The organism is Bacillus altaicus (assembly GCF_042136375.2).
In the GTDB taxonomy this organism is placed as follows: Bacteria; Bacillota; Bacilli; order Bacillales; family Bacillaceae_G; genus Bacillus_A; species Bacillus_A cereus_U.
On the sequence record NZ_JBHHFZ020000002.1, the window covers coordinates 138,601 to 164,163 of the forward strand.

Here is a 25,563-nt window from a genome sequence, read left to right on the forward strand (position 1 = left end):
AGTGAAATTCGATAAAGGCAAAATTAGTGAAAGCTAATGGCGCAAAGCTATAGGGACTAAGGTGCATTCCACTATGTCAGCCAGTTGCCGAAAGGTTAGGAAACTACCAAATTTTATTCATGTTGGCTGTTTAATTCCTCATGCCTTTAGGTGTGGGGAATTATTTTATATAAAGGATGATAATGCAGCAGTCAAAGGTCAAAAACAAAACAAGGGGGACTTATTTTGAAAAAGATTTCATCTTTATTATTAACTATGCCAATTATGTTAGGGAGTATTGCTACGATTCCGTATACAAAAGTTTCAGCTGAAACGGTGTCATCCAATCTAGAAACATTCAATTTGGAAACATTGAATCAAAAGACAAACCAGGCAATTGCAAATGGTAATTTTGAGGGTCATTTGAGTTATCTCACAGCGTATCTGAATGGAAATATTGGAAATATCACTGAATTGGATTTACAAAATAAGCTTGCAGACCCAGTATTTGCAGCAGCTTTGGCTCAGTGGCAATTGATCTCACAAACAGGTGCTGCAGCAATGAATACATTCGCTAAAAAAGATGCTGCGCATCAAAATTTTCTTAATTGGGTTATGAAAAATACAGATGTAATGAATACGTTTCTTGAAGGAGGTAGTCCAACTGGAAAGAATCCAGTAAATGCACTTGAGATATGGAATACGATATGGAATGCGGATGCAGATTCTCATGAAGGATTGTATTTAAAATTAGCGATAGCTACATCGTTAGCTCATGCTGAACCTATAAAATATTGGACAAATAATAAACCTATTAATCCATTAACGAGGTATCAACATTATAAATCAGCAGATCAAAATAATGAGTTACTTCCTTGCTTTAGAACATATGATGTTTGGCATTTAAGATTAGTAGTGAATACTTGGTCACCTGAAGAAGATTTAACTTGGGCAAGAAATATGATAAATACGGAACATCCAGAGCTTAAAAGTCAAGATAAGATAGGGAAAAGTGCATATTTGATTCAGTATGTAACAAACAACAAAGATGGAGTTAGCGTTCAAGCTGGAAATGATGCATTCTATGGTTTAGGTTGGAATCTTTCCTCAATTTACAGAAATGGTGCGGTATGCGGTGGTATTTCAAAGTTTGGTGTGCAAGTAAGTCAAGCCTTTGGTGTGGCAGCTATGCCTGTTACACAGCCTGGACATTGTGCACTCATATGGAATGACAAACCATCTTCTTGGAATTTAGGAAATGATATATCTGGATGGGGAGAATCGGGCCGTCATGATGTAACTGTTATTCCTTGGTCAGATAATAGTTTGAAAAATCAAGTACCGAACATATTATTATTTGAAAATGCTGAACGTGATTCAGTAAAACTAGATCAATCAGAGCGATTACGCTGGTTAGCGAAAGCGATGTCTTCATCAGATAAGAAAAGTGCAATTTATAAAACAGCTACTAATATTCTACCAATTAATGTTTTAGTATGGAAAGATTACGTTTCTCTCATGTTACAAAATCAAAATGTAACAGATGCTGAGTGGCAAGAATTAAATAACAGTATAGTTTCTGCTTTTGCTAATGAGCCAAGACCTATGATGGATCTTCTTACTCAAATTAGAAGCCATGTTCTTAATACAGGTGATAGAGCTAAGCTTCAGCAATATACTTTAAATATATTAAATGCATTCTCCACAATAACAAATGTTAATGAGAAGCAAGTAGCTAATAATATAAAAGCCCAAATGCCAAGTTTAGGGTTGTACCTTGCTACTTTTAGTTTTGATGGAGTAAATGCAGGGAAATTAATGGGAATTAAAACCGATACGGAATACAGTATTGATGGGGGGAAAACGTATAGAGCTGCTACAAGCAATGATATGCTTCTTAGTAATGAAGAAATCTCAGCAATCAATTCAACGAATGGTATTTTAGTAAGAGTGATTGGAACAACGCAGCCTTTACTAATTCCAATTGGAAAAGCTGCTAAATTAAATGTTTCTTCAAATGATGATGAGAACTTAGTTTTTGGTATAGATGGTACGATGGAATTTAGCACGGATCAAGGTTCGAACTGGACAAAATATAATCCAACTTCTCCTAACTTACCAGATTTAACAGGAAATGTTACTTTAACAGTTAGAAAGTTTGCTGTTGGTTCAAATCCAGCAAGTGATGCTGTTAACTTTAAATTTACTAATACTGCTGTAGTAGGATTAATACCGCACAAAAACTTATCAGTTGCAGGTGTCTCAAGTCAGGAAATTTCAGCTAATAATGCTGCTGCAAATGCAATCGATGGAAACTCTATAACAATGTGGCATACGTTATGGAATGGCAGTGATAAGACTCCATACATTACCATAAAGCTTAATGAAGTTACTAGTATATCACAATTAGCTTATGTTCCAAGACAAGATAGTAACTCTAACGGTAACATAACTAGTTATAATATATACACAAGTATGGATGGAATTAACTTTACAAAGGTTGCTACTGGAACCTGGGCAGATAATAACCTTACAAAGAATGCAAGTTTCAGTAAAGTAGATGCTAGGTATGTAAAGCTTGAAGTGGTATCAGGGCATAGTGGATTTGCTTCAGCTTCAGAAATAAAATTATATAATAACTAGTTGAAATATTAATAGAGACTGTAGCAAAAGTATTTTATATGTTTGCTACAGTTTTTTTCGGTTCTGGTGCAAAAACTATAAGGATCATATAACGAATTTCCGAAACTGTACAGAGATAATAAAGTTGTTTGAAAAACACCAGTCATGTTATTCGGTTAAAGGGATATTTGGTTGAGCAATACCTTTTAAGAAAATTGAATATCTATGTTAAATTTTAGATGAGATTGTGAAGGTTTCTCTTAAACTAACGTGTAGTTTAAGAAGGAGTAATTAATTTCGGTTCTGTTGCAAAGTTTTTCGAGTAGAGCTAAACTATAGGGAAAATGAGATAAGGAGCATGAAACATGGGGTATTTTAAGGGGAAACAATTCAAACAAGATATTATTTTGGTAGCCGTTGGCTACTATTGTCGTTTTTCTTTAAGTTATCGCGATGTCTCTGAACTCTTGAGGGAACGTGGGATGTCGGTTCATCCAACAATGATAATGCGCTGGGTTCATGTATACGGAAACCTGATTTATCAAATCTGGAAGAAGAAAAATAAATCTCCAAATCATGCCTGGCACTTAGATGAGACTTATATCAAAGTTAAGGGGGAGTGGTGTTATCTTTATCGTGCCATTGATGGGGATGGACATACTTTAGATATTCACCTTCGTAGAACACGCAATCATCAAACGGCTTATATGTTTATGAAGCGGCTCGTCAAAACTTTTGGAGAACCAACGGTTCTTACTACAGACAAAGCTCCAGCCTTGCTTTGTGCGTTCAAAAAGCTAAAAAATAACGACTTTTATGTGAGTACGAAACATTGCACCGCCAAGTATCTCAATAACCTGATTGAACAAGACCACCGGCATGTGAAACGACGTTTTGCCACATCTTCTGGATTCCAAAATATTCGTCATGCTTCACGTACCACAAAAGGGATTGAAACGATTCAAGGCCCTATATAAACAGAGACGAAGTCTTCAAACGGACTCCGTCTTTCCAGCGTACAAAGAACTGCAAAGATTAGTATCGGTTGCTTAAACTCTACCTCAAATCTATAATCTTCTCTACATTTTGTTCAACTTTGCAACAGAACCACTGGATTCATATCGATCGTTATAACAAGAAGTTTTGAAGCATGAAAGGGCCGCAAAGCTTTCTTGAAAAAGCGCTTTGCAGCCTTCTGTTTTTTTGTTTTGCTTAGAAAAAAATGGTTTGTGTTTCCTTTCAAATTAACACGATGATATAAATATATCCATTGCGCTTTTACTTTGATATATGTTTTATGGACTCTTCAAGAGTGATTGGTTTGAGGTGAAATTAGATTCATTTGTCCAATTCAGAACCATACTGATGTATGCAACGTATAATAGTTGTATGAAAAATGGATAAACCCCGTTTCTCCATCATTTTCACCAAATCACGACAACTGAGGTCGTACCGTTAACAAAATAATATCAGGCTGATAATGTATCTATTTGAATACATGTTCCTTTTCCAGATCAATCACGTACCATTTCTAGAGTAATAGAAACAGTATGCCCAAGTTTTAGAGATTAATTATACGTATATTAAAGTTTTTGTACCAGAAACAGACACCAAGCTTATATTACGGTATATTTTTCACGATACTGTCTAGGAGTCGTGTTAGTTGATTTTTTGAAAACCCTTGTAAAATAACTTTGGTCGTTAAAGTTAAGCCAAGCACAAATATCTGATAATGGATATGTAGTGAGTGTTAATAATTTTTTTGCTTCTTCCACTCGTTCCCTTTGAATATATTCACTTAAAGGAATCCCCACTTCTTTTTTAAATAATTTAGATAAATAAGTAGGGGTAATATCCAAATGATTAGCGAGTTCATTGAGAGATATTCCATCGTAAACATTTTTACTAATATGATTCATACATGTAGTAATCGCATTTGAAAATTTTTGCGCATTGTATTCTTTCACCCGATCTGCAAAAGTACGTAAAGCGTCTCCTGACAATCGTCTTACAGAGTCCACGTTATCTAGTTGTTCCATGGTTTGGATATACAAAATACTAAGAGCAAAAGCAATGTCTGGTGGGAGGTTACCTTCTATCGCATATCGAGTAGCTAAAGTAATCGCAATAATCCCATGATTTTTTTGGTTTCTGAGTGGATCCGCTGTTAAAATTAATTCAACATCTTCTTGCGAAACTGCATACATATATTGCAATAACTTCTTTTTATCTCCTTCTTTGATTGCTGAAAAATAATTATGTACTAATGCCATGTTGTGAGTTTTAGGTTTATTTTGTTGGCGTTTTAAAATATATAGATCAGGTTTCACAATTTTATAGGGAACTTCCTCTAGCACTTTATTTTTTTCTAAAACAATATCTACATCTAATTTTTCATTGAAAATCATGTAATGTAATAAAACTCCCATATCAATTAAAGTAGTTTGTTTAATCTCAGGTAGGCACTGATAATAGGCTAGTCTTTCTTGAATATTATTATTTGAGCTAAATTCTTTCCGAAGTTTCAAGGTTATATCATCTGAGCCCTTTGGATGTATAGTGGGACCGATTATAATAGACCCTTTTATATAATCATGATTTGTTATATGAATTAGGACGAAATTTTCAAGATAACTGTTACATCTGAAAAGTGGGAAGTTATTGGGGTCATTTTCTTGATAAATTTCACTAAGATGTTCTTCTTTAGAAGAATAAAAAGGACTACAAACATCATCAGAAGTAGAATGATATAAGATTTTTTTGTCTGTAGATAAAATGTGAACAGGTACATTAAAAGCTTTATGTGCGAGATCACACAAGTGTTTTATATCGATGGAATTATTCATTACCTTCTCCTTTTAATTAAATTAAATGATAAATTTTCACATTGTTCCTTTATAGATTCATAAATTATTTTCCGTCAGGTATAATTCACGACAAAATATTACTATCAATATCAAAATAGTACAATTCACGACAAAATATTACTATCAATATCAAAATAATACAATTCACGACAAAATATTACTATATTTTTTTTATGAAAATCATATATTATTTATTTGTAATTAGCATCTAAATATTGAGGTAGATAGGAAAAGGGTGAAAGACACTTTATCTGAGTGGAAAGAAATAGATCTTTTTCTTGTAATTTTCTAAACGACAGTGAAATGAGCGGAGTTCGTTTCTTGCTAGTCTTGTGAAAAATCTACCCATTGCGGATACATTGCCAGAAGGATTGGAATATGTCCCAGGCACATTACAAGTAGATGGCCAAACAGTGAAAGATGCAGTCGACACAGACAAGGGTGAATTTGATGCAGGAAAAGCAAACGGAAAATTTGGAGATGTGACAAATACAGAGTGGCATACAGTGGTATTCCATGCGAGGGCCAAGCTGGAAAAGAGATTAAAAATACAGCGAAAGTCACAGGAGATACTGTACCACCGCAAGAACCAACAGCCAAATTCCATTTCAATCACTTGGACAAATTGAGATTGAAAAAGTGGATGCTACTGATTCAAATGTAAAACTGAAAAAATGCTGTGTTCCAAATTTTAGACAAAGATGGTAAAGAAGTTGAGAAATTAACAACAGATGAAAATGGTAAGTCTACTTCTGAACCACTATGCTTCAGAAAGTATACAGTGGAAACAATTCAAGCACCAAATGGATATATGTTATTTAGAAGATCCAATTGAGGTAGAGGTTTCATCATCAGTTCAAAAAATAAAAGTAGAAAACACAAAAGACGAATGGAATATTCAAAATACTGGCGGTATATTGCCAACTGTTTTTATCTAATTGGCAATATATTAATGGTCGCAACATTAGTTTAATTTTTCCGCAAAAGAGGAAGAAATGAATAGATTTCAAAAGGAATAGAAATAGCAAAGGAGACAAGACATATGAAAAAGATTTTTAATATGTTGTTAATCTTTGTATTAACATTCTCTATGCTCCCTAGCTTTATTACCGCATCACAATAACATATTATTAATTTTTATGAGTACAATGGTTGTTAATTAACAAAAAACAGCACCTCTAATTAAGAGGTGCTGCAATATAAATCCAAAGTAAAAGTAGACATTAAACACTTAATGTACAGTAAATTGACCTCAAAACAGTAGTTACTGCAATACCTGGATTTGTTTATTCTATAACAAAAAAATGTCACTTAGGAATTATTGCTTTAAATCCATTTTTGTATTAGGTATTCTTGATATGCCACTTTTTATTGATATATATAAATGGCTACTTAAATTTTTTACTTCATTTTTAATTAATAATCAGATTACCTATAAATGAAATTGTATTATATTAAATTGGCTTAAATATTATGCACTTAAAATTACGAACGAAAACAATAGAACGTTTAACCCCTTTGTTATCTCTTGTATAGGATTTGATTCCAATCGATATCTATGGTGTTACCCTAACTAATCAAAAAGCTAAAAAATAACGGCTTTTATGTGAGTACGAAACATTGCACCGCCAAGTATCTCAATAACCTGATTGAACAAGACCACCGGCATGTGAAACGACGTTTTGCCACATCTTCTGGATTCCAAAATATTCGTCATGCTTCACGTACCATAAAAGGGATTGAAACGATTCAGGCCCTATATAAACAGAGACGAAGTCTTCAAACGGACTCCGTCTTTTCAGCGTACAAAGAACTGCAAAAATTAGTATCGGTTGCTTAAATGCTACCTCAAATCTATAATCTTCTCTACATTTTGTTCAACTTTGCAACAGAACCTAAAAAATAATGGATTTTATATGAAGCTCTTTCATTACCATCCACTACAGCCAGTGAATAGTAAATCTATAAATAAAATTTCTTATTGGTTAGAAGAAGGGGAAAAGTTATTATTCTTATTACAATATAGGAGAACGTACATGCGAGGAATAATTTTAATAGTGAAATATAAAGATGTTTTGCGTGAAATTATCAAAGATTCTTTTCTAAATGCAGAATATGAAGTATTAGAAGCAATAGATAGGAAAGGAGCATTATCCTTATTTGAAGAAAACGAAGTTCATCTAGTTATTGTGGATATCATGTTACCTGAAGCAGATGGTTGGTCTGTTTGTCAGCGAATCCGTCAGACATCAAATGTGCCTATCATTATGTTGACGCCCTTTGTAGATGGAGATAATATGTTACCTGGATTTGAATTAGGGGCAGACGATTATTCAACAAAATTGGTAGAACGAGCGAAACGATTAATCGACAGTCGGTGTGCTAAAAATGATTTGGGTGCAAAAACATCAAGATAATTGCAAGTATTGCCTAAATCTTGGATATACTTATACTATTACTCTAAAAAGGGTGCGTAATTAGTATGGGGGAAATAGAACGTATCTTGAAATTAATGTAAGTATATAAGACATACAGAACTTGTTTTAAATATAAATTTGTATTTGATTCATGAACAAACGTATAGAAGAAATTAGACGTTCATTACCGTAGTATGTCTGTCTAATTAAATTTGTAATTATTATTTTAGGCGCTGCCGTGATCGGTTAGCGTCTTATTTGTTGTTAAGGAAAGATAAGGATGATGGCTATATGATGAACGGATTGGGTGAAATTGTTTTGAAAGCTATATTAAAAATCATCGGGATAGGATTTATCACTTTCTTAATTTGATTAGGAATAGGGTAGCTTATATGGGGACAAAAAAACAAACGAACTCAACGAACGAAAATAGAGAAAGGCTAACGTCTCAAAAACATTAGTTTTTAAGATTCTACCAGGATATGAATTTGATTGATGAAATTGGATATACAGAAAAAATGTTGCCAATTAAAGACTGGATAAGAAAAATACAAAAGAGCAGCCAGCAAAAGCTAACTGCTCATCTCCAAGGGGGAATGGAGAAACTATCATGTTGTCTACAATATTGACAGAATATTGAGTTTTATTCAAGAGATTATGTTATATGATTAATTAAAAACTCTTTTATTAGCAGTAAAACTCCAAGGAGAGATAAGACTTCAATCGAAAACTATCTTTTTGAGGTTTTTTAAACTCCATTATTATGGAGGAAAATAAAAATAAGGCAATGACTATCGCAATACAGAGACGGATTACATCAGGCATTTATGACACTCCTAATAATTAATTATTTTTATTATATAGGTATTTCCAATGGCACGGAATTTTAAAAATGTTTTATGAAAATTCAAATAAAAGAACGTTATTCGAGTGCACTTTAAATCCTCATATCCTCAAGGTAGGTTTTTAGTTTCACTTTAAACAATTGAAGCAAGCCTCTACTTTCACCATATTTAGTTTGAGAATTAAAATGTTCTTTTAATTTTAATTGTCCAGTTGTGGTTCAGTTTGTGATACCTTTAGAAAAATTGTGTTCATTCTAGTTGATGTATCACTCATAAATTCTGTATACATAAATATCAAAGTGATCTTTTATATGGATTTAGGTGGGGAAATTTTATATAAGCTAGCGAGGCCCAAAAATCTAAATTAAATGTTTTTGAATCTATTTCTTACTTATGAAAGAGAAACCGGTATTGAAAAAATCAAAAAGAATGATGAATTCCTCAAAAAATAATCAGCTCGGTTTATCGAGCTGATTATTACATCCAGAAATCCTCAAAGTCTACGCCGTAACCTTTTCTTTTTAAGGCCCTAATTAGTTTTTGACCATTCCCTAATGAAGGTTTGTATGTATTTGAACGAGAAATACGACTAATTGTATTTTGATTTACTCCACTCCATTCCTTTAATTCGGTTTGAGTAATATTATTTCTTCTTAAAAATTTACCAAACTTTGATAATGGTTTCCCCAAGCCAAACATTGTGAACACTCCTATTCTTAAATCCTCTATTAATCACATCTTTACCAAAGCATGATTTTTTTAAACAAAAGTGTTAATAATGTACAAGCCCCAAGCAATATGATGTATCAAGGTGGCCACCATGGTATCTAGCAAACTTATTACCAAAGTAGATACCAAATCAACTAGCCTTTGTACTAGCAAAGTATCTACCACGTTAACAGTCAAGATACTGCTATCAAGGTAATAAGCGTATAAACCCTATATTTATCTAGTTTGTTCATTCTGTTTATAGAGGGGGCATTTAAATGCGTGATAGGAAGGAAACAATTTCTTTTCGTGAGTTTATGAATCGGTCATACGAAGATAAAGAAAAAAAAATACGTAAATATAATTCATTAAGTCCTTTTGCATTCCTTCATATGTCGAATCAGGTACTCACTACTTACATTGCATTAGGAGTAATGGGAACGGTTTTAATCGGGGCAGTCATGTTAGAAAAATATTTGGTACGACATGACTATATATCCGCAGCTAAATTTGTAAGTGAAGGAATTTATCACGGCATGCGAATTGGTGGAGTTTGTTTGATTGGATATGTATTTATTCGCATCGTAATCATGTTTTAGGGGGGAGTATATGAAACTGATAAAGAAGTGGCTTCATACACAAAGGTTAAGGAATCAACTTATAGAGGTATTTGGAAAAGCAGGTCTATATATGGAACATCAAACACGCGGGGGGAAAGTACCTATTTATCCAAAGGTACATAATATTTCTTCTTCAAAAGAAAGCGTGAGATATGTATTTACCATACCCAACGGATTAGATCCACAGAAGATTGAAAAGAAGTGGTTTTGTTTCCAACAAATATTAGGACGTAATATTACGATTGAAGGTGATGTGAAAAAATTTGTCCTACATGTATTCCGTTCGAATGCTGGGCTAAAACCGTACAATTATTGTTATAAAGAATGGCAGCCACTATTAAAAGGGTACCGTTTACCTGTTGTGGTCGGTAGGGACCAATTCGGAAAGATGATTGCATACGATATGATTGATTCCAATTCACCGCACTTATTAATTGCAGGAGAAACGGGAAGCGGGAAAAGTAGTATGGTACGTGTTGTATTATCCACACTTATTCAATATATGTCTCCTGAAAAGTTGTATTTGTACCTTGGTGACTTAAAAAACTCTGAATTTCATTTTTTGCGTAGAGTGAAGCATGTGAAAGAAGTTTGTATGGAAGAAATTGAAATGAAAATAATGCTTCAAAAGTTATGGAAGGAAATCAGAGAACGAAGAAAACTTATGGAAGAATATGAAGTTGATCATATTGATGCGTACAACAAATTAAATCCTAATCATCAAAAATCATATATTCTACTTGCTATCGATGAGGTGGCTATGCTTAAAGATGAAAAAGAGTGTATGGCTACAATTGAAAAGATTTCAGCAGTCGGGCGATCACTTGGAGTCTTTCTTATGCTTAGTATGCAGAGGCCAGATGCCAAGGTGTTAGATGGTAAGTTGAAACTTAATATGACTGTAAGAATCGGCTTTAAATGTGATAGTGTGATTAATAGTAATATCATGGGTACTCCTGGTTCAGAGTATTTAGAGCAATCGGGCCAAATGATTTTAAAACGAAATGGATTAAAGAAAGTGCAAGCTCCTTATTTGGAATTAAGTAAGGCGAAACAAATTGTTGAAACATATCGCATGTCTAAAGAGGAGAAAATACTCCAGAATTCATCGCAAGAAGAAATTCCGTTATTTGGGGTGTTAGATGATGAAGAGTAGAGATAAAGGAATTTTGAATGATTTGAATCGATTTAGATGCATGTCCCGTGACGATATTATTGACTTGCATTTTCAAGGCTTAAAGAATGCGGTAACTTGTTGTAATACAGTTATGAAACGATTAAGAAGAGATGGTCATGTTGATGCTAACGTATTGCAGCACCCATACATTTATTTTCCGCAACCCAGTTCTATCAGAAAAACGAGTCAAAAAATTCCTCATTTCCTTGGTATTGTGGACGTATACAAACAACTCGTTCATTATGAAAATCCTAAACTATTCGAAGTTGAACCAAAGTATGGGAAAGAATATATGGAGCCGGATGCTTTTACAATATGGCGTAGATCGCCATTCTTTATTGAAGTTCAAAAGTCAGTGTACAGTAAAAAGCTAATGCAAGATAAGATAAATAGATATGAGTTATACTTCCATAGCCAAGAATGGCATAATGAATATTGGCAACCGAAAGCTTCTAAATTCTTTCCTTCAATCCTTATCATTACTGACAAACATTACGACGTTCAATCTCCTTATTTCCGTATATTCCAGGCGAATTCTATAGAAAGTTTTATGAATAATTTAACAGTGGAATCATAAAGAAAGCCTGCATAGTGCAGAGCTTTTTTCTTTTTGATAATGTATTAAGCCGTGTGTGATGCTGATTGTTAGAAGGTGGTAAATCTTCTTCTGGAATGATATCTCCATAATTAATAACTTGTACAATAACCTCTCCATTATCACTATATCCATTCATATCAACAAGTTGTCCCACATATCCGTTTGTACCAATATCTTTTTAAAGTACTCTAAAAAATGCACTTTATCTTTTCTTTATCTTATCTTTACTTTATTTTTAAATTTCTATATTAAACTTTAAACCTAAAAGAAATAAATTTGAGTCTAAAAAGGGGCAGGGAAATAGATGATTATTACATCTTTTGTAAATAACCAACCACCATTGAAAAATGGAATTTCTTATACGAGGAGGAATATATGAAGAATACGAGTAAAAAACAAATTATTATATTATTCTTTATTAGTTTTTTAGGTTTAGGAACAATGCTTGGAATACTATATTTTAATCATAAAACTAATATTCAACAAAATAAAGCGCTCGCTACCGAAAAACGTGTATTGCAATATGACCCTACCTTGAAAAAAGAATTAGAAAAATATAATTTAGGAGGGAAAACAGCAGTTTTATTAGGAATTATGTACCAAGAGAGTAGAGGTGAGGGAAACGACCCTATGCAGTCATCTGAATCACTTGGATTAAAGCCAAATGAAATTCAAGAGACAAGCTTGAGCATTAAACAAGGGGTAAAACACTTTGCTAAAATGTACAAATATGGAACGGAAAAAGATGTTAGCATGGATACAATTATTCAAAGCTATAATATGGGGCCAGGGTATATTGATTTTATTGCTAGTCAAGAAGTTAAACAACACTCGGAAGATTCGGCCAAAAAGTTTTCTAAGATGAAAGTTGATCAAAACCCAGCGATGTACACTTGTGGTGGAAATAAAAATAATTTTAGGTATCCATATTGTTATGGTGATTTCACATATGCCACAAAGGTGAATGAAAAAACAATACTTATTGAAGAACTTCTTCGAAATGTACATGACTCTTCTAAATAAGCTGTATAATGATACCGTCAGTTATCAACAATAAAATATTAGAATGTAACTTATACTTTAAGTAATTCTTTTTTGTTATTTTCTGTTGCAGGATTCTTATATAACTAGTTGTTTATGATACTAGTCAAAAAGGCTCTTATGCGTAGTAGCATAAGAGCCTTTTAACTATATGAGTAGGAAAGTACTACAGTGGATATTTTAGGTGAAGTGTCTTATATCAAAAATTAAATAACTTTCAGTGTAGCCTCATTCTAAATTTAGAAATGGGCTACTTTTTCAATTGTATGCATAACGGAAATTGGTGGTAATAGTGCAGTCCAACCAACTGCATAAACGTTCAATTTTTCACCTAATTTGTAGTCTTTGCTATTTGAAATAGGTAATCTATTGCAATTGAAATTGCTGTAAATAGTGATAGAAACGAATGTGTTTTAATAATTAGATAGAAGGAAGGGCTTATGTTAAGGGTTGCTTAAAGATAAGCCCTTTTTTTTATTATTTCCTGACATCTATCCCAAAATTCTAAACGAAGTGAAAGTAGGGGTGGTTCAAGATAATTTGTATTTAATTTGTGACAACTTTTATAAATTAATTTTAACTATCTTATGAATTAGGACAAATTATTATAAGTCATGGTTATTACTTAACATTTTGTTTTACTTGATCTTTTAATTCATTAAGGGTCTTACCGCTAATATTGTCAGTAATAGTTTCATGTATTTCATTTTTCAATACAATTGTTTTTCCTGCAATTTGTGCCTTGGAAGACATCTTACTTTCATTAATAGTTTCTATGTTTGTTTGAAGGTCAGCTTTGTTATTTTCATCAAAAGTAATTGCGAATGGTTCAATTGCTCCGTAGTAGTTTCCAAATAATTGATCTTTCTTCAAAAACATCATATATTTTTTATTAACTTTAGGTTCGATATATAAAGGATCCTTATTTTGAACCTCTTTAGTAGTTACCTTAGTAGCTTGTTTTGTAACTGTGCCATCTGGTGCAACAACTGCATTAGAATCTTCAAGCTTAACAGTTTCAGCAAAACGATGATTGATTTTTATTTGTTTATTTTCAGTCACACCTTTAATTGTTTCGGAAATATTGAAATTATATAGATGTCCTTCAACATAATTTTCTGTATCCTCTTCTGATGGATTACTTGGATTACGTGCCATATTCCACTTAGAGTCAAGACCTTCATATTCACCAATTACAACTAGATCAGCTTCATTAATCATTTGATTTAAATCACTTGTGGCAGGGAAATCCTTACTGAGAATGACAGTTTCAGCATTCTTATCTTCGCCAGCAACAATGGAGAATTGACTATTAAATGCTGAATATCCTCCAAAACCAATCACTGCAGCCAAAGGAATTGCAATTACTATAGTTTTTGCTTTTTTACTTAACATTAAGAAATCATCTCCTTTTTCTGTTAATAGATTGCATTTACACCATTCTTATCGTCAGTTTGAGGGACATGCATAGTAGTACGATTACGATTGCTGTTCATAATTGAAGTGCCACTGTTGTGACCTATTCCTATTGCATGACCAAACTCATGAACTCCTGTACTTTTAGCAACATTAGATTTTGTAATATTTGTATTCCCTGCATTAATATCACCAGCGAATTTCGTTACTTTTTTAGTGGATGTATTATAAGTAGTGTTCATTCTTCCATAATAAGTAGAGGAACTTTCAAACCAAGAGTTTAATTTGTTCACAGAAGAAGAAGAAACTGTAAAGTTAATACGAGAAGCAGTGTACCAGGCTGAATCTGCAGCTTGCCAACCGGATTTAATGATACTTGAGCCATCGTCTAATCTGTCTCCCCACTTATATGTAGCTGATTTTGAAGGTAGCTTCCATCCTTCTTTTACATAAGCTTCTGAAACTCCAACGCTGGAAAAGACAAATACACTACCTAATAAAAATGCAGTAACCCCTTTTCTAAAATTCATATTATCCCTCCAAAGATTATTTTTAACAAGAGAATTATAGCATCATTCTCTTGTTTTGGATTAATATTTTTTAAAAATTTCGAATATTTTATATTGAGAAAATGGCATAAAAAATTTCTTTTAAGGAGACGTTATTATAATGTATAAACATAAAGTAATGAAATGGAGTCTATGTTTATTAATATTTACTTTTTTAATTATTATTGGTAAAACAATTTGGTCAAATACAGACATAGCAGAAATGTCTAATGTTTCATCGAATTCTGAAACTATAGTATTAAGTAAGACATTCAAAACTACAAATCATTTAAGTGAAATGGTGGAAGAATCAGATGTAATTGTACTAGGTGAATATGACGGTTTACACTCTAAATGGAATATGGCAAACAATTCATCATATGAGAATCAAGGTGAAGATGTCGAAGGCCATCTGTTTAATTTTCATGTCAAAGAAATTTTAAAAGGGGACTCTGTAGAGAATAAAATTTTAATAAATCATAGATACTCAGAAAGTCTCGTATTAGAGGAAAGTAATGAAGTTATTGATGACAATGGAATAATTCTGAAAGGTGCTACGAAAGTGTTTACAAAAAAAGTGAAAAATAAAGATCCATTGTATATAAAACCTAAATCTGGTGACACATATATAGTTTTTTTAAAAGAGAATAGTAAACTTGGACATTTTTATCCAGCTTTAGAACCTTTTATGATTCAATTTGATTTAGTGAATATCGCACACCTAAAAAGTAATCTAATAAATTGGGATAAAAACAAATATAAATTTGAAACAAAGGTTAATGAGAAAACTTTTTATATTGAAAATGAAATAGATTCAACCATCAAAGATAATATTAGTGGAAAAACATTAAAAGAAATTAAGAATTTTGTAAAGAAAACTTCAAAAATGAAATAACATTATGACATACTATATTTCCATATATAATTTTGGATATGATTCTAACACCTTTCTGGTGTATTTAAATGAGGAAAATATAAAGGTTTATAAATCTGTGTAGTTATTACATTTTAAATAATGATATAAGGTTTATACCTACAAGAACTTTAAATTTTCTGTTTACAGCATTAGGTCTTAATCCTATCACTAAAAGCGGCCTAAGTCCTGCAATGGGATTCTTCTAGCAAAAAAATCTATAACTATAAAGTGTTTTAAGCGTCAAGAAGGTTTAATTTAATTATGTAGTTGTGCAGCTTAAAAGATTGGGTAATGGTTATGATATAATAAAATTCAAGTATAATAAGGGGGGATGAATTAAATGATTTTTCAAAGCATGATTACAGCTATTATAGAAAAATTACAAGAGACCGTGAATCCCTATTGGATAATTGTATTTGGATCCACTGCAGAGGACAGAGAACGAGATGATAGTGACATTGATATAGCTTATTTAAGTGACATAAAATTAGGGAATTATGAACGTTTTTTATTAGCACAGGAGTTAGCGGATATTGTTCATAGAGATGTTGATTTAGTTGATTTATCAGAAGCTTCTACAGTTTTCCAAGCTCAAATTATACATACAGGAAAGACAATATTTTGTTCGGATGAAGAGCGAAAAACAATTTTTGAAATGAAAACTTTAAAAATGTATTCAAAATTGAATGAGGAACGCAAAATCGTATTTGAGGATATAAAGAAAAGAGGTTCTATATATGAAGAATGAAGTTATTTTGAATAAAATTTCTACAATAGAGCGTTGTATAAAAAGAATTCAAGAGGTATATGGAAATAACCCTGATAATTTAGAGGATTATACAAAGCAAGATTCTATAATATTAAATATTCAAAGAGCATGCGAAGCAAGTATTGATTTAGCAATGCATATTGTTGCAGGGAAGAAGTTGGGACTACCTCAATCTAGTAGAGAGGCATTTGATTTGTTGGTTGATGCAGATCTACTTAGTACAGAACTGGCAAGTAAGTTAAAAGCAATGGTTGGGTTTCGAAATATTGCTGTTCATGATTATCAAAGTGTAAACTTAGATATTGTTCGTCAAATTATTGAAAAACATCTAAAAGACTTTAAGCTATTTACGAAAGAAGTTATGGGAATTCTAGACTTATAAAAGCACAGATCTTTGAACTATGATTACATTGGAGAACATTGTAGTAACTGTATATCATGAGGAAGAAAGTACTTCAGTGGACCCTTTACTTGCTTTAACAATTAAAAACAAATTAAGCGTTACATGAACATATTGAAAAAAGGCATCTTAAGGTGTCTTTTTTTGTTTTGGAGATTATTTACATATTTTTTCGTAAATGAAACATAATATTACTAAAATCAGTGGAGGAGTGTAAGGAATGCAAATTCGTGAAAATAATAATTCAAATGAAATTTTAGTAGCAGCTGCAGCAAGTGCTATTGAGCAAATGAAATATGAAATTGCTCAGGAGTTTGGTGTTACCCTTGGATCGGATTCAACAGCACGAGCGAATGGTTCAGTAGGTGGAGAAATTACAAAACGTTTAGTTCGTATGGCGCAAGAACAATTATCAGGTCGATATAAAATTCACTAAAGTTAAAGGTATATCCTGTTGAAAGGATATACCTTTTTAATTTTTTGAAAGAGGATAATGAAATTTTGATTGTTAGTTAAGCTTAGAAACTGCAAATTTAGCTGTGAAATTCATCTTCTTCATGTACGAAGAATTTACACCTGCTTGAAATTGTACAGAAATATTACCGTTTTTTTGTGCTTTGAATACTCGACCATATGGTGAATTAGCATTGTAGGTGCCAATTACTTGGTTATCTGCATCAAAGACCGTATAAGAAATTGGGAACCCAGAATTTTGTACAAAGACTGTAAGTTCTTCTCCTTTATTGAGATTAAATGTTTCCTTTTGAGGCACTTCATAAGAACTCATAGAGTAATATTTTGTAACTTCTTGAATTTCTAAATTCGTAGTTGCTGCACTCGCTTTTGATGCCTCTGCCCCTGGTAAATTCATACCTGACAGTACTCCAATTCCTAGTGCCCCTGCTAAAATAACTTTTTTCATAATGCTAGTTCCTCCTTTAATATATTGTGAGATTTGAAAAGGAAGTGAAAATAAAACATCCTGAAACCATTATAGTTACAACGAGGATTATTTTCAATAGAGGTTGATATGTAATTCTGCATACATAGAGTAGCGATATAAGGTAATCTATGGTTCTGGTGCAAAAAGATAATAAATAAAAAAGAATCAAGGATTCCTAACGGAATCACCTGTTAAGCAGTTAATCCAAACAGCTGGTTGATAAAAATATTCTGATTTTGGACAGACTGGTCCTAAAAATCAATTTGTTCTTTTTTGACCATATGCATGGCCTCCACACCACTCAATATAGAAGTTGCTGTTTTATACGACTTAAATCCCAACATAGAACGCACACGCTTCTTGATAAAACGATGATCTTGTTCCACTATATTATTAAGATATCTAACTTGCCTTAGTTTTATGCCTTCAGGCATATGGTTCTCTTCTTTCAACTCTTGCATCGCTACAGGATAGGCAGGGCTCTTATCTACTGTTATCACACGAGGTTTAGACACGTATGAAAAAGAACCTTTTTTTCGTTTTGAGGGCATTTCTTTTTATTAGCTTGATAGCGATGTGGCGGTACCCCTTATAGGCAAAACAAACTAATTTAATACAAACAATAGGGATCAATATCTTGAACTGCTAGGACACTTTTATTCTATAAGGGGCACGGCAAAGATTACTGCTTTTAGGGACCACTCGTCATTTTAAGTTAACAGAACTGGAATTCCGTTAACTTTTTGAGGTGATTTTAACAACATTTGTTTACAGAACACATATAAACGGTGATAAAAATAAGTTTAAGGAACATATTTAAAGGGCTTCTCTTTACATATTTCAACTCTATATACTTTTAAATCACGGTTTTATCATATCGTCTTAAAGGTTTTTATAAATGGCCCGAAAAAGAAAGAATTGTTGCCGTGGGACTCATCCGAACGATTCAGCGATTTCATGCACGTTACCAAACGGATCAACGAAAGCAGCATATCGCCCTTGAGTAGGTTTATCATGCAAAAATTGAATACCCTTTTCCTTCAGTTCCTTATAAGTTTGCTCAACAGATACGACCTCAAACACCAAAACTGTTCTAGCCTCGTTTGAATAATCTCCAATTTCTTTGGTCTTTTCACATTTAAAAGCTATAAGCTGACAGCCGTCAAGGGCAAATGCAAGCTTATTTTCTTGCTCTAACAATGTTTTTAAACCCAGCAATTCAGAATAAAACCATCTCGCCTTTGTCATGTCATTGACGAAAATCATTATATGTCCTAGTCTCATAAGGCTATGCCGCCCCTTCACTTTTTTAAGGGTACCATTTTTTATGGTTCATGCAGAATCTTTGCTAATGATTATTTGAAGTATTCGCGAATTGATTAACATATCTTGCCCGTTAGTTTAATAAATAGCGAAAAGGGAAATACGAAGATAAAATTAGACCGTTCCTTTTATAGGAACGGCTGTACAAATGTCATGTGCTGGAGGTCGATTCAAATGGCATAAGATGTTTTCTCTAAAAGGTATGAACAAGAAATTTTACAATTATAAGTAAAAATAGCATGCAACTCATTAATAGGGTAGGTGAATTTTGTAAAGTTTAAAAAAAATCGTTATCTGGATAATTACAGTAATATGATGATTTATAAGTGCAAGGGGATTTTTGTGTGTATGAAAAGTTTGAAAATGTTTTTTGATGTATTACTAGTTAGGAAGACTTAAATCTGGAAATAAAACTTGATATTCCGGGATTAACCGAAGATCAGTAGTTGAGGTTGTAAAGTGTATATAATTTTTTTCTAATTTATCTAGTGTTGCCAGGTGATGAGTACCTAAGTCATGCAGGATGCTATGTTTAGAAAGAGTAGGGCCAATTTGTAATTTTCGCTTTTTCATAGCTTTATTCCACGGGCTGTAAAAGAATTTTAAAACGAAAGCAGGATACATGTAAACGATAAATGGATGAGGTGACCAATGCCGCCCTGCCCAATAGTTACCATACAAATAATTGTGTAGTAATCTACCACCGTATTAAGGGGCAGGTGGATTAGGGTGGAGTATTATCCCATGATAACGCTGTTTGACAAGGGGAATTCCGTATCTTGGATTGGTATAACCGTGAGTAGGATCATCCACCATCAGAATAGTCCTAATGGCATACATGTTTTGCCCTAAAGTAGCAAGAGATGAAAAAAATGCTTCCTTATCAAAACAGCAAAGAAATTCAGTGGTATTCAATACCATTTTCCAGCCTGTAATTTCTTTTTCGATTTCCATAACTTCTTGATCAACTAATAAGGCATCAAACTCTAAGACTTTTGAATTGCGGATTTCCCAATGAGGTGCAAATAATCTACATATTTCTACTGAACGATCAGTAGATCCGCGATTAATAAGAATACCGTGATCAAATAGTTTTGTGTGGTGCATTAACCACCATGGGAGTAGATACTCTTCATTGTAGAAATGGGAAATTAAAGTAGTATTAATAAAAAAACCTCCTTATAAAAATGTTACTTGATATGAAAGAGCTTTTAAGAAAATGTTTAGTTCTTAAAGGAGGGTTAGAGGGTATTGGTATGTAGTGAAATCTTTATTGAAAATGTCTTCAACTAATTGAATAGTTTCAGTGTCATAAAAACTATTATATGTTGGGATTCGTGGAAATAAAGGATCAGTAATGTCAGCATCCACATAATCTCCTTCGAAAATAGTACGCCCACTTTGATGGTGCCATGATTTGGTTAATAAGTCTAAAGGAGATTTTTTCAACCCCTAAATGTCTTCTATTTTAGCAATTTCATCAGAAAAGTTTTCTAAATATATATAGTCGGTCACATAGCGTTCCTCATCTTGTATATATTGCTGCACATAGTGTGGGTTCACTTCATCTAAATTTGTCATATGTGCTTTTAAGTAATATAGGAAGAGTTTAAAGGAGATTTTTTTATTACAATTTTCATCGTGGTATAAAAAGCGTCGGATTGGCTTCCATTCTGGATGTTCAATATGTAATGGAGCGATTAGAGAGAGGAATGAACTTACTGTTCTTTTATAAGGATTTCTTACAAGTTTATATGTCTGCTTTTCGTTTGTATTTAATGCATTAGCTAGTCCTGTAAAGTAGTAAGCTGAATTTTTGTATATATCATATTCGTAATTATGGATGAATGGATGGATTATACTTTATTGCTTCCTTAAACAAGTTGATTTGATAAAAAAACCTATGAGCAAGTGAAGTACATCCGCTTTTTTGACTCCAAAATAATATTATGGGGAAATCTTGATGGAAATGAGGTCCTCGAGCATATTTCATAATGAAGTCGTAAATGTGTTGGTTTGTCACTTGTATCCTCCATTCGTTTTTCTTTGACACTTTAATATATGAAAAAAGGCGATGAATATGCCTCAATAATTCTTTATAAAAGCGTTATTTGAATAGCAAATAAAAGGAGCATACATATAAGTATGCTCTTATGAAAGCGTAGATTTGTATGACCGGATGGTCAACATACAATAAAATATGCTTGGTCGATTTAAGTGTGTGACAAATCCGCAAAACACTATTTTAGTAGAAAAGATATATAGATATGTTCTGGGAGCAGGAGAAAAGTTAAATATTGATTGGGTAGCATTGTGTTTTTATTAACGAATTTGTGCAACTGTTAACGCTGCAGCGCGAATGTCTACTGTACCAATTACTTCAACGGGTACAATTTGAATTAGATCACCAGGGTTTAAGTTAATAAGAATGACACCGCTGGACACATCTACCTCACCAGTGCCAATAATATTAGAACGGACTGCGGTTCCTGAACCTGGAATAATGTTAGTTGGTGAATTTAGTGTCAAGAAAAAGCGTGCTGCTTCTGGTGCAACAGGAGAGTTATCAAGGCTTATTGTTAATGTATAACTGATTTGATAAATACCCGCTATTTGAATTCTGATACCGGTTCCAACACTAATTGTATCATTTATTACAGGAACAGTAAGATTTGGGTTTGGGCTTGTACTAGGTAATAGTAGTGGCGTAAATAATGTTGCAAATTGAGGTGCAGTAGCATTAAAGGCAAAACCAAGGGCAGGTAGTGTACTAGCTGCTTGTGCTTCACAATTAAAGTTAGAAAATCTATGACTAGATGAGAACATTTTTTCACTCCTTTCTGTAATCCAGATAACGTGAGTAACGATCTCACGTGATAGACAAGCATAATACAATATATGAAAGGTTATAGTGAAAAGTGCGAAAGGTGTTCTTTGGACAGAGATTTCTAATGTAAAAGAGTGTATAACACCGTATGTGATTTTGGCAGTGTGAAGAAATTCAACAGCTCATAAACGATTCAGAACGAAGACTATCTAATTTAAAACGAGTCCGAAATGGCTTTTTGAGAATTGACAGTGATGAGTATCGTGATGGCGTTAATAAACAAATAGTCATTTTGGAACAAGTAGTTATGAGATTGAATTGGATTATGAGGGGTTCTGTTGCAAACATTTTTTGAAGATATAAAGAAGTAAAGAGATTCTTAACGGAATCCGCTTTTATGCTAGAATACCGAATAGTTGATGAATGAGGTTCACTTGATTTTGGACAGACTTCTCTTTAGAGGTTTGTCCTTTTTTCATCATATGCATGGCTTCAATCCCAGCAATGATCCATTTGGCAGTCCGAAAGGACTTTAAACTTAACATAGTACGTATGCGTTTCTTGATAAAGCGGTGATCCTGTTCCACAATGTTATTTAAATACCGAATTTGCCTCAACTTCACACCTATCGGCATGCTTTTTTCTTAATGTAATGCTTTCATAGCAACAGGATATGCTGAGTTCTTATCGACTGTAATCACTCGAGGTGTTACGGAATGACAGAAAGCCAAGGCTTTCTTCAAGAAGCGCTTGGCTGATTTAGCATTTCTATGCTTGCTCAGATAAAAATCGATGGTATTTCCTTCAGAATCCACAGCACGATACAGGTACATCCATTTCCCTTTGACTTTTACATATGTCTCATCGACTCTCCAAGAATCATTGGTTTTCTTTAAATAGCGTCGAACTCGTTTGTCTAACTCAGGGCTATATTGATGTACCCATCGCATGATGGTAGTGTGAGCAATGGACAGACCTCGCTCCTCCATCATTTCCACTAAATCACGAAAACTAAGATTGTACCGTAGGTACCATCTTACTGTTAGCAAAATAATATCAGGCTAATAGTGCTTCCATTTGAACGAGTTTTACTTATTCACACTGAACACCATCCCTTTTCTAGATTGATAGTATCAGTATGTCCAAGTTTAAGAGATTTTTTGCACCAGAACCACTTAAACTGTACCGGAGGTACCATCTAACTGCTAATAGAATAATCTCCGGTTCATAATGCTTCCATTTAAAATCCACTGGTTTTTTCATTGTCGTACACGTCCTTTATTTATGAATATTTTCAGTGTACACAATGACAGTATTTTTTGCACCAGAACCTCAATACTCTCTTCGGTTTCATTGTATAACAGTAGATTCCTAACAAAATCTATTGCCCTTTTTTCAAATTTGATTATATTTGCACCAGAACCTAAAGGTTTATGTATAAAACTATTTTATGAAACTAGATAACGTGATAAAATTCTAGTTGCTGTGTATCTAATCATAAAAAGTAAGTTTATTTGTTAATGAGTTTTGTAATATTTTTGTAATCTTTATATTTTGGAAATAGTTCATACTTTTTAGAGGGAATGAAATTAATAGGTTTTTATAGTAAAAGTATTTGCAGAATTTTTAGATGAATATAGGGGGTGACTGCGAATGCCCGAACCATTAAAGAAAAATAGTCGCTATATGGTTGGATTGGACAGTCTAAGGGGCCTAGCCATACTAGGTGTTATTTTGTATCATATCAATTTTAATTGGATGCCCGGTGGATTTTTAGGTGTCACTGTATTTTTTGTACTTTCCGGTTATTTAATTACAGATATTCTGGCTATAGAATGGAAGAATAATAAGAGAATTGATTTGAAGAAATTCTGGCTCAGTAGGGCAAGGAGATTACTTCCTGGAATGCTTATCATGCTCATCGTCACCTTAGCATGGATTACAATTTTTCATAGTTCTTTACTTGTAAAAATGCGAGGAGACTCACTAGCTGCTTTATTATATTTTAGTAATTGGTGGTATATTTATCATAAATTATCTTATTTTGATAGCTTTAGTCAGCTTTCCCCGCTAAATCACTTTTGGTCGTTAGCTGTTGAGGAACAATTTTATGTGGTCTGGCCATTTGTCATTAGTTTGGGGTTTTATTACATAAAAAAACAATCACGCATGATCTTATTTATTTGTCTAGGAGCGATTGCTTCCGCTTTAGCAATGGCAATCCTATATGAGCCAGGCACTGACCCGAGTAGAATTTATTACGGTACTGATACACGGGCTTTTTCTTTACTAATTGGAGCGGCACTTGCCTTAATTTGGCCAAGCAGTAGGCTTGCGAGTAAAATTATTCCGCAAGCACGTCTTATTCTTGATATCATTGGGGGAGTTGCTCTTATCATCATTCTCACTATGTTTTGGAAGACGAATCAATATGAGCCGTTTCTATACCGTGGGGGAATGGTTCTTTTATCAATTGCTACTGCCTTGTTAGTCGCTAACCTCGCTCATCCGGCTAGCAGAATCGCACAATTTTTGAGATTTAGACCACTGCGTTGGATGGGGGTACGATCATATGGGATATATCTTTGGCATTATCCGATTATTACATTGACGACTCCGAAGGTAAATACTGGGGAGTTTTCGTTTACAAGAGCCATTCTTCAATTTCTTCTTATTATAATTGTTGCACAAATTTCGTGGAAGTTTATTGAAAATCCAATCCGAAAAGGCGCATTGAAGAATATTCGGATTAAGAACTTGAAAATAAGAAACTTAACTTTAAGTTGTAAGTTAGTTTTAATATGTGCAGTATTCATTTCTTCGATAGCTACTTTTGGATTAACAACAGCTAGTAAAGAAAAGGAGAATACTCAAAAAGATAAGGTGGAAGCAGTGCAAGAAGAACAGGCTAAACATCCAGTTGCAGTTTGGGAAAAACCAGCCGATGAACCACCTCAGAATAAAGAAGAACAAAAAGAAGAGAATCCCGCACAGCCTAAAGATCCTCTAACAGTTACAGCTGTAGGGGACTCAATCATGATTGATATTACTCCGTATTTAAAAAATGCTTTTCCTAATATTAGGATTGATGCGAAAATAGGACGGCAAATGTCACAGGCAATCCCTGCTGTGGAACAGCTAAAGAATGAGGGGAATTTAGGAAGTAATGTCATTATTGGATTAGGTACAAATGGAGCCTTTACCAAGGAGCAATTAGCATCATTAATAGAAGTAATCGGGAATGAACGTAAAATTATATTAATCAATACGAGGGTACCACGTCCGTGGGAATCGTTGGTGAATGAGAAGCTAAAAGAAGCAGCATCATCTTACAAAAATGTGGTGTTAGTTGATTGGTATTCAGCAAGTGCTGGAAATAAGGCGTACTTTGAACCAGATGGCGTACATTTAACGAAAATAGGTGCAGAAGCTTATGCTGCTCTTGTAGCAAAAGAAGTGAATCAATAGGGGGTACGGAAACGACTCTGGTGCAAAGATTTACAAACATAAACTTGACTCAAGGCATATGGCTTGAATTTAAATTAGC

Annotated in this window: 20 protein-coding genes, 8 pseudogenes and 1 riboswitch; of the genes and pseudogenes, 15 read left to right on the top strand and 13 right to left on the bottom strand. The window is 33.3% G+C overall.

What is annotated here, in order from left to right:
• Positions 1–6: 6 nt before the first annotated feature.
• Positions 7–92, top strand: a riboswitch (cyclic di-GMP riboswitch).
• A 133-nt stretch (positions 93–225) separates the two neighbouring features.
• Positions 226–2,622 carry a discoidin domain-containing protein gene (locus ACE38F_RS26850; RefSeq protein WP_375371342.1) on the top strand — a complete coding sequence of 799 codons (2,397 nt, stop codon included), beginning with the start codon at positions 226–228 and terminating at the stop codon, positions 2,620–2,622.
• A 344-nt stretch (positions 2,623–2,966) separates the two neighbouring features.
• Positions 2,967–3,654, top strand: a protein-coding gene (locus ACE38F_RS26855; RefSeq protein WP_375371341.1) for an IS6 family transposase whose coding sequence is annotated in 2 segments (ribosomal slippage) — positions 2,967–3,569 and positions 3,571–3,654 — 687 coding nt in all. Because the reading frame shifts where the segments join, the coding sequence is not laid out codon by codon here.
• Positions 3,655–3,712: 58 nt separating this feature from the next.
• On the opposite strand, the pseudogene ACE38F_RS26860 reads toward ACE38F_RS26855, so the two are convergent.
• A pseudogene (locus tag ACE38F_RS26860) lies at positions 3,713–4,087 on the bottom strand (DDE-type integrase/transposase/recombinase); the annotation flags it as partial.
• 130 nt (positions 4,088–4,217) lie between these two features.
• On the bottom strand, positions 4,218–5,447 hold the full coding sequence (locus ACE38F_RS26865) for a helix-turn-helix domain-containing protein (protein WP_375371340.1): 1,230 nt from the start codon (positions 5,445–5,447) through the stop codon (positions 4,218–4,220).
• Positions 5,448–5,800: 353 nt separating this feature from the next.
• Here ACE38F_RS26865 and ACE38F_RS26870 point away from each other — a divergent pair, with 353 nt between their 5' ends.
• The 4 genes and pseudogenes from ACE38F_RS26870 to ACE38F_RS26885 all read left to right on the top strand — a co-directional run.
• Complete coding sequence (locus tag ACE38F_RS26870; RefSeq protein WP_375371339.1) at positions 5,801–6,097, top strand: hypothetical protein; 297 nt, start codon at positions 5,801–5,803, stop codon at positions 6,095–6,097.
• A gap of 50 nt (positions 6,098–6,147) precedes the next feature.
• Positions 6,148–6,303 (top strand): MSCRAMM family protein, encoded by a 156-nt coding sequence (locus ACE38F_RS26875; RefSeq protein ID WP_375371338.1) that lies wholly within the window; start codon positions 6,148–6,150, stop codon positions 6,301–6,303.
• Positions 6,304–7,047: 744 nt separating this feature from the next.
• Positions 7,048–7,308, top strand: a pseudogene (locus ACE38F_RS26880) (DDE-type integrase/transposase/recombinase); the annotation flags it as partial.
• 196 nt (positions 7,309–7,504) lie between these two features.
• Positions 7,505–7,846 (top strand): annotated as a pseudogene (locus ACE38F_RS26885) (response regulator); the annotation flags it as partial.
• A gap of 1,361 nt (positions 7,847–9,207) precedes the next feature.
• Here the strand turns inward: ACE38F_RS26885 and ACE38F_RS26890 are convergent.
• On the bottom strand, positions 9,208–9,429 hold the full coding sequence (locus ACE38F_RS26890; RefSeq protein ID WP_375371337.1) for a helix-turn-helix domain-containing protein: 222 nt from the start codon (positions 9,427–9,429) through the stop codon (positions 9,208–9,210).
• Positions 9,430–9,716: 287 nt separating this feature from the next.
• Between ACE38F_RS26890 and ACE38F_RS26895 the strand changes: the two genes are divergently transcribed.
• From ACE38F_RS26895 to ACE38F_RS26910, 4 genes are all read left to right on the top strand, one after another.
• A complete protein-coding gene (locus tag ACE38F_RS26895) occupies positions 9,717–10,037 on the top strand; it encodes a hypothetical protein (RefSeq protein ID WP_375371336.1) in 321 nt (106 codons plus the stop codon).
• A 10-nt stretch (positions 10,038–10,047) separates the two neighbouring features.
• Positions 10,048–11,214, top strand: a complete 1,167-nt coding sequence (locus tag ACE38F_RS26900) for an FtsK/SpoIIIE domain-containing protein (protein WP_375371335.1) — start codon at positions 10,048–10,050, stop codon at positions 11,212–11,214.
• A gap of 22 nt (positions 11,215–11,236) precedes the next feature.
• Positions 11,237–11,812: a replication-relaxation family protein gene (locus tag ACE38F_RS26905; RefSeq protein ID WP_375371345.1), complete on the top strand. Its 576-nt coding sequence runs from the start codon at positions 11,237–11,239 to the stop codon at positions 11,810–11,812.
• Positions 11,813–12,208: 396 nt separating this feature from the next.
• A complete protein-coding gene (locus ACE38F_RS26910) occupies positions 12,209–12,856 on the top strand; it encodes a lysozyme family protein (protein WP_375371334.1) in 648 nt (215 codons plus the stop codon).
• Between the two features lie 257 nt (positions 12,857–13,113).
• On the opposite strand, the pseudogene ACE38F_RS26915 reads toward ACE38F_RS26910, so the two are convergent.
• From ACE38F_RS26915 to ACE38F_RS26925, 3 genes and pseudogenes are all read right to left on the bottom strand, one after another.
• Positions 13,114–13,242, bottom strand: a pseudogene (locus tag ACE38F_RS26915) (DUF3221 domain-containing protein); the annotation flags it as partial.
• Between the two features lie 253 nt (positions 13,243–13,495).
• Positions 13,496–14,269, bottom strand: a complete 774-nt coding sequence (locus tag ACE38F_RS26920; protein WP_375371333.1) for a cardiolipin synthase — start codon at positions 14,267–14,269, stop codon at positions 13,496–13,498.
• A gap of 23 nt (positions 14,270–14,292) precedes the next feature.
• The gene (locus ACE38F_RS26925) at positions 14,293–14,820 is read right to left on the bottom strand and encodes a matrixin family metalloprotease (RefSeq protein ID WP_002162058.1); all 528 of its coding nucleotides are present in this window, start codon (positions 14,818–14,820) and stop codon (positions 14,293–14,295) included.
• A gap of 139 nt (positions 14,821–14,959) precedes the next feature.
• Here ACE38F_RS26925 and ACE38F_RS26930 point away from each other — a divergent pair, with 139 nt between their 5' ends.
• The 4 genes from ACE38F_RS26930 to ACE38F_RS26945 all read left to right on the top strand — a co-directional run bounded on the left by ACE38F_RS26930 (position 14,960) and on the right by ACE38F_RS26945 (position 17,359).
• Positions 14,960–15,733 (top strand): hypothetical protein, encoded by a 774-nt coding sequence (locus ACE38F_RS26930; RefSeq protein ID WP_375371331.1) that lies wholly within the window; start codon positions 14,960–14,962, stop codon positions 15,731–15,733.
• Between the two features lie 361 nt (positions 15,734–16,094).
• Entirely contained in the window at positions 16,095–16,502 is a 408-nt protein-coding gene (mntA, locus tag ACE38F_RS26935) for a type VII toxin-antitoxin system MntA family adenylyltransferase antitoxin (protein ID WP_078178644.1), read from the top strand.
• The gene (hepT, locus tag ACE38F_RS26940) at positions 16,492–16,905 is read left to right on the top strand and encodes a type VII toxin-antitoxin system HepT family RNase toxin (protein WP_000787552.1); all 414 of its coding nucleotides are present in this window, start codon (positions 16,492–16,494) and stop codon (positions 16,903–16,905) included. The genes mntA and hepT overlap by 11 nt, the downstream gene beginning before the upstream one ends.
• 238 nt (positions 16,906–17,143) lie before the next feature.
• Positions 17,144–17,359, top strand: coding sequence for a small, acid-soluble spore protein, alpha/beta type (locus ACE38F_RS26945; RefSeq protein WP_375371330.1), 216 nt, complete (start codon positions 17,144–17,146; stop codon positions 17,357–17,359).
• Between the two features lie 72 nt (positions 17,360–17,431).
• Here ACE38F_RS26945 and ACE38F_RS26950 read toward each other — a convergent pair whose 3' ends face one another.
• The 7 genes and pseudogenes from ACE38F_RS26950 to ACE38F_RS26980 all read right to left on the bottom strand — a co-directional run bounded on the left by ACE38F_RS26950 (position 17,432) and on the right by ACE38F_RS26980 (position 23,071).
• Positions 17,432–17,845 (bottom strand): hypothetical protein, encoded by a 414-nt coding sequence (locus ACE38F_RS26950; RefSeq protein ID WP_375371329.1) that lies wholly within the window; start codon positions 17,843–17,845, stop codon positions 17,432–17,434.
• 272 nt (positions 17,846–18,117) lie between these two features.
• Positions 18,118–18,384: pseudogene (locus ACE38F_RS26955) on the bottom strand (DDE-type integrase/transposase/recombinase); the annotation flags it as partial.
• A 415-nt stretch (positions 18,385–18,799) separates the two neighbouring features.
• Positions 18,800–19,150 (bottom strand): VOC family protein, encoded by a 351-nt coding sequence (locus ACE38F_RS26960; RefSeq protein WP_375371328.1) that lies wholly within the window; start codon positions 19,148–19,150, stop codon positions 18,800–18,802.
• A gap of 420 nt (positions 19,151–19,570) precedes the next feature.
• A pseudogene (locus ACE38F_RS26965) lies at positions 19,571–20,296 on the bottom strand (glycosyltransferase family 2 protein).
• A gap of 123 nt (positions 20,297–20,419) precedes the next feature.
• Positions 20,420–21,182, bottom strand: a pseudogene (locus ACE38F_RS26970) (sulfotransferase family 2 domain-containing protein).
• Positions 21,183–21,511: 329 nt separating this feature from the next.
• Positions 21,512–22,015, bottom strand: a complete 504-nt coding sequence (gene exsF / locus ACE38F_RS26975) for an exosporium protein ExsF (protein WP_002187365.1) — start codon at positions 22,013–22,015, stop codon at positions 21,512–21,514.
• Between the two features lie 396 nt (positions 22,016–22,411).
• Positions 22,412–23,071, bottom strand: a pseudogene (locus ACE38F_RS26980) (IS6 family transposase).
• Between the two features lie 598 nt (positions 23,072–23,669).
• On the opposite strand from ACE38F_RS26980, the gene ACE38F_RS26985 reads away from it, so the two are divergent.
• On the top strand, positions 23,670–25,484 hold the full coding sequence (locus ACE38F_RS26985; protein WP_063225942.1) for an acyltransferase family protein: 1,815 nt from the start codon (positions 23,670–23,672) through the stop codon (positions 25,482–25,484).
• The last annotated feature ends 79 nt before the right edge of the window (positions 25,485–25,563 follow it).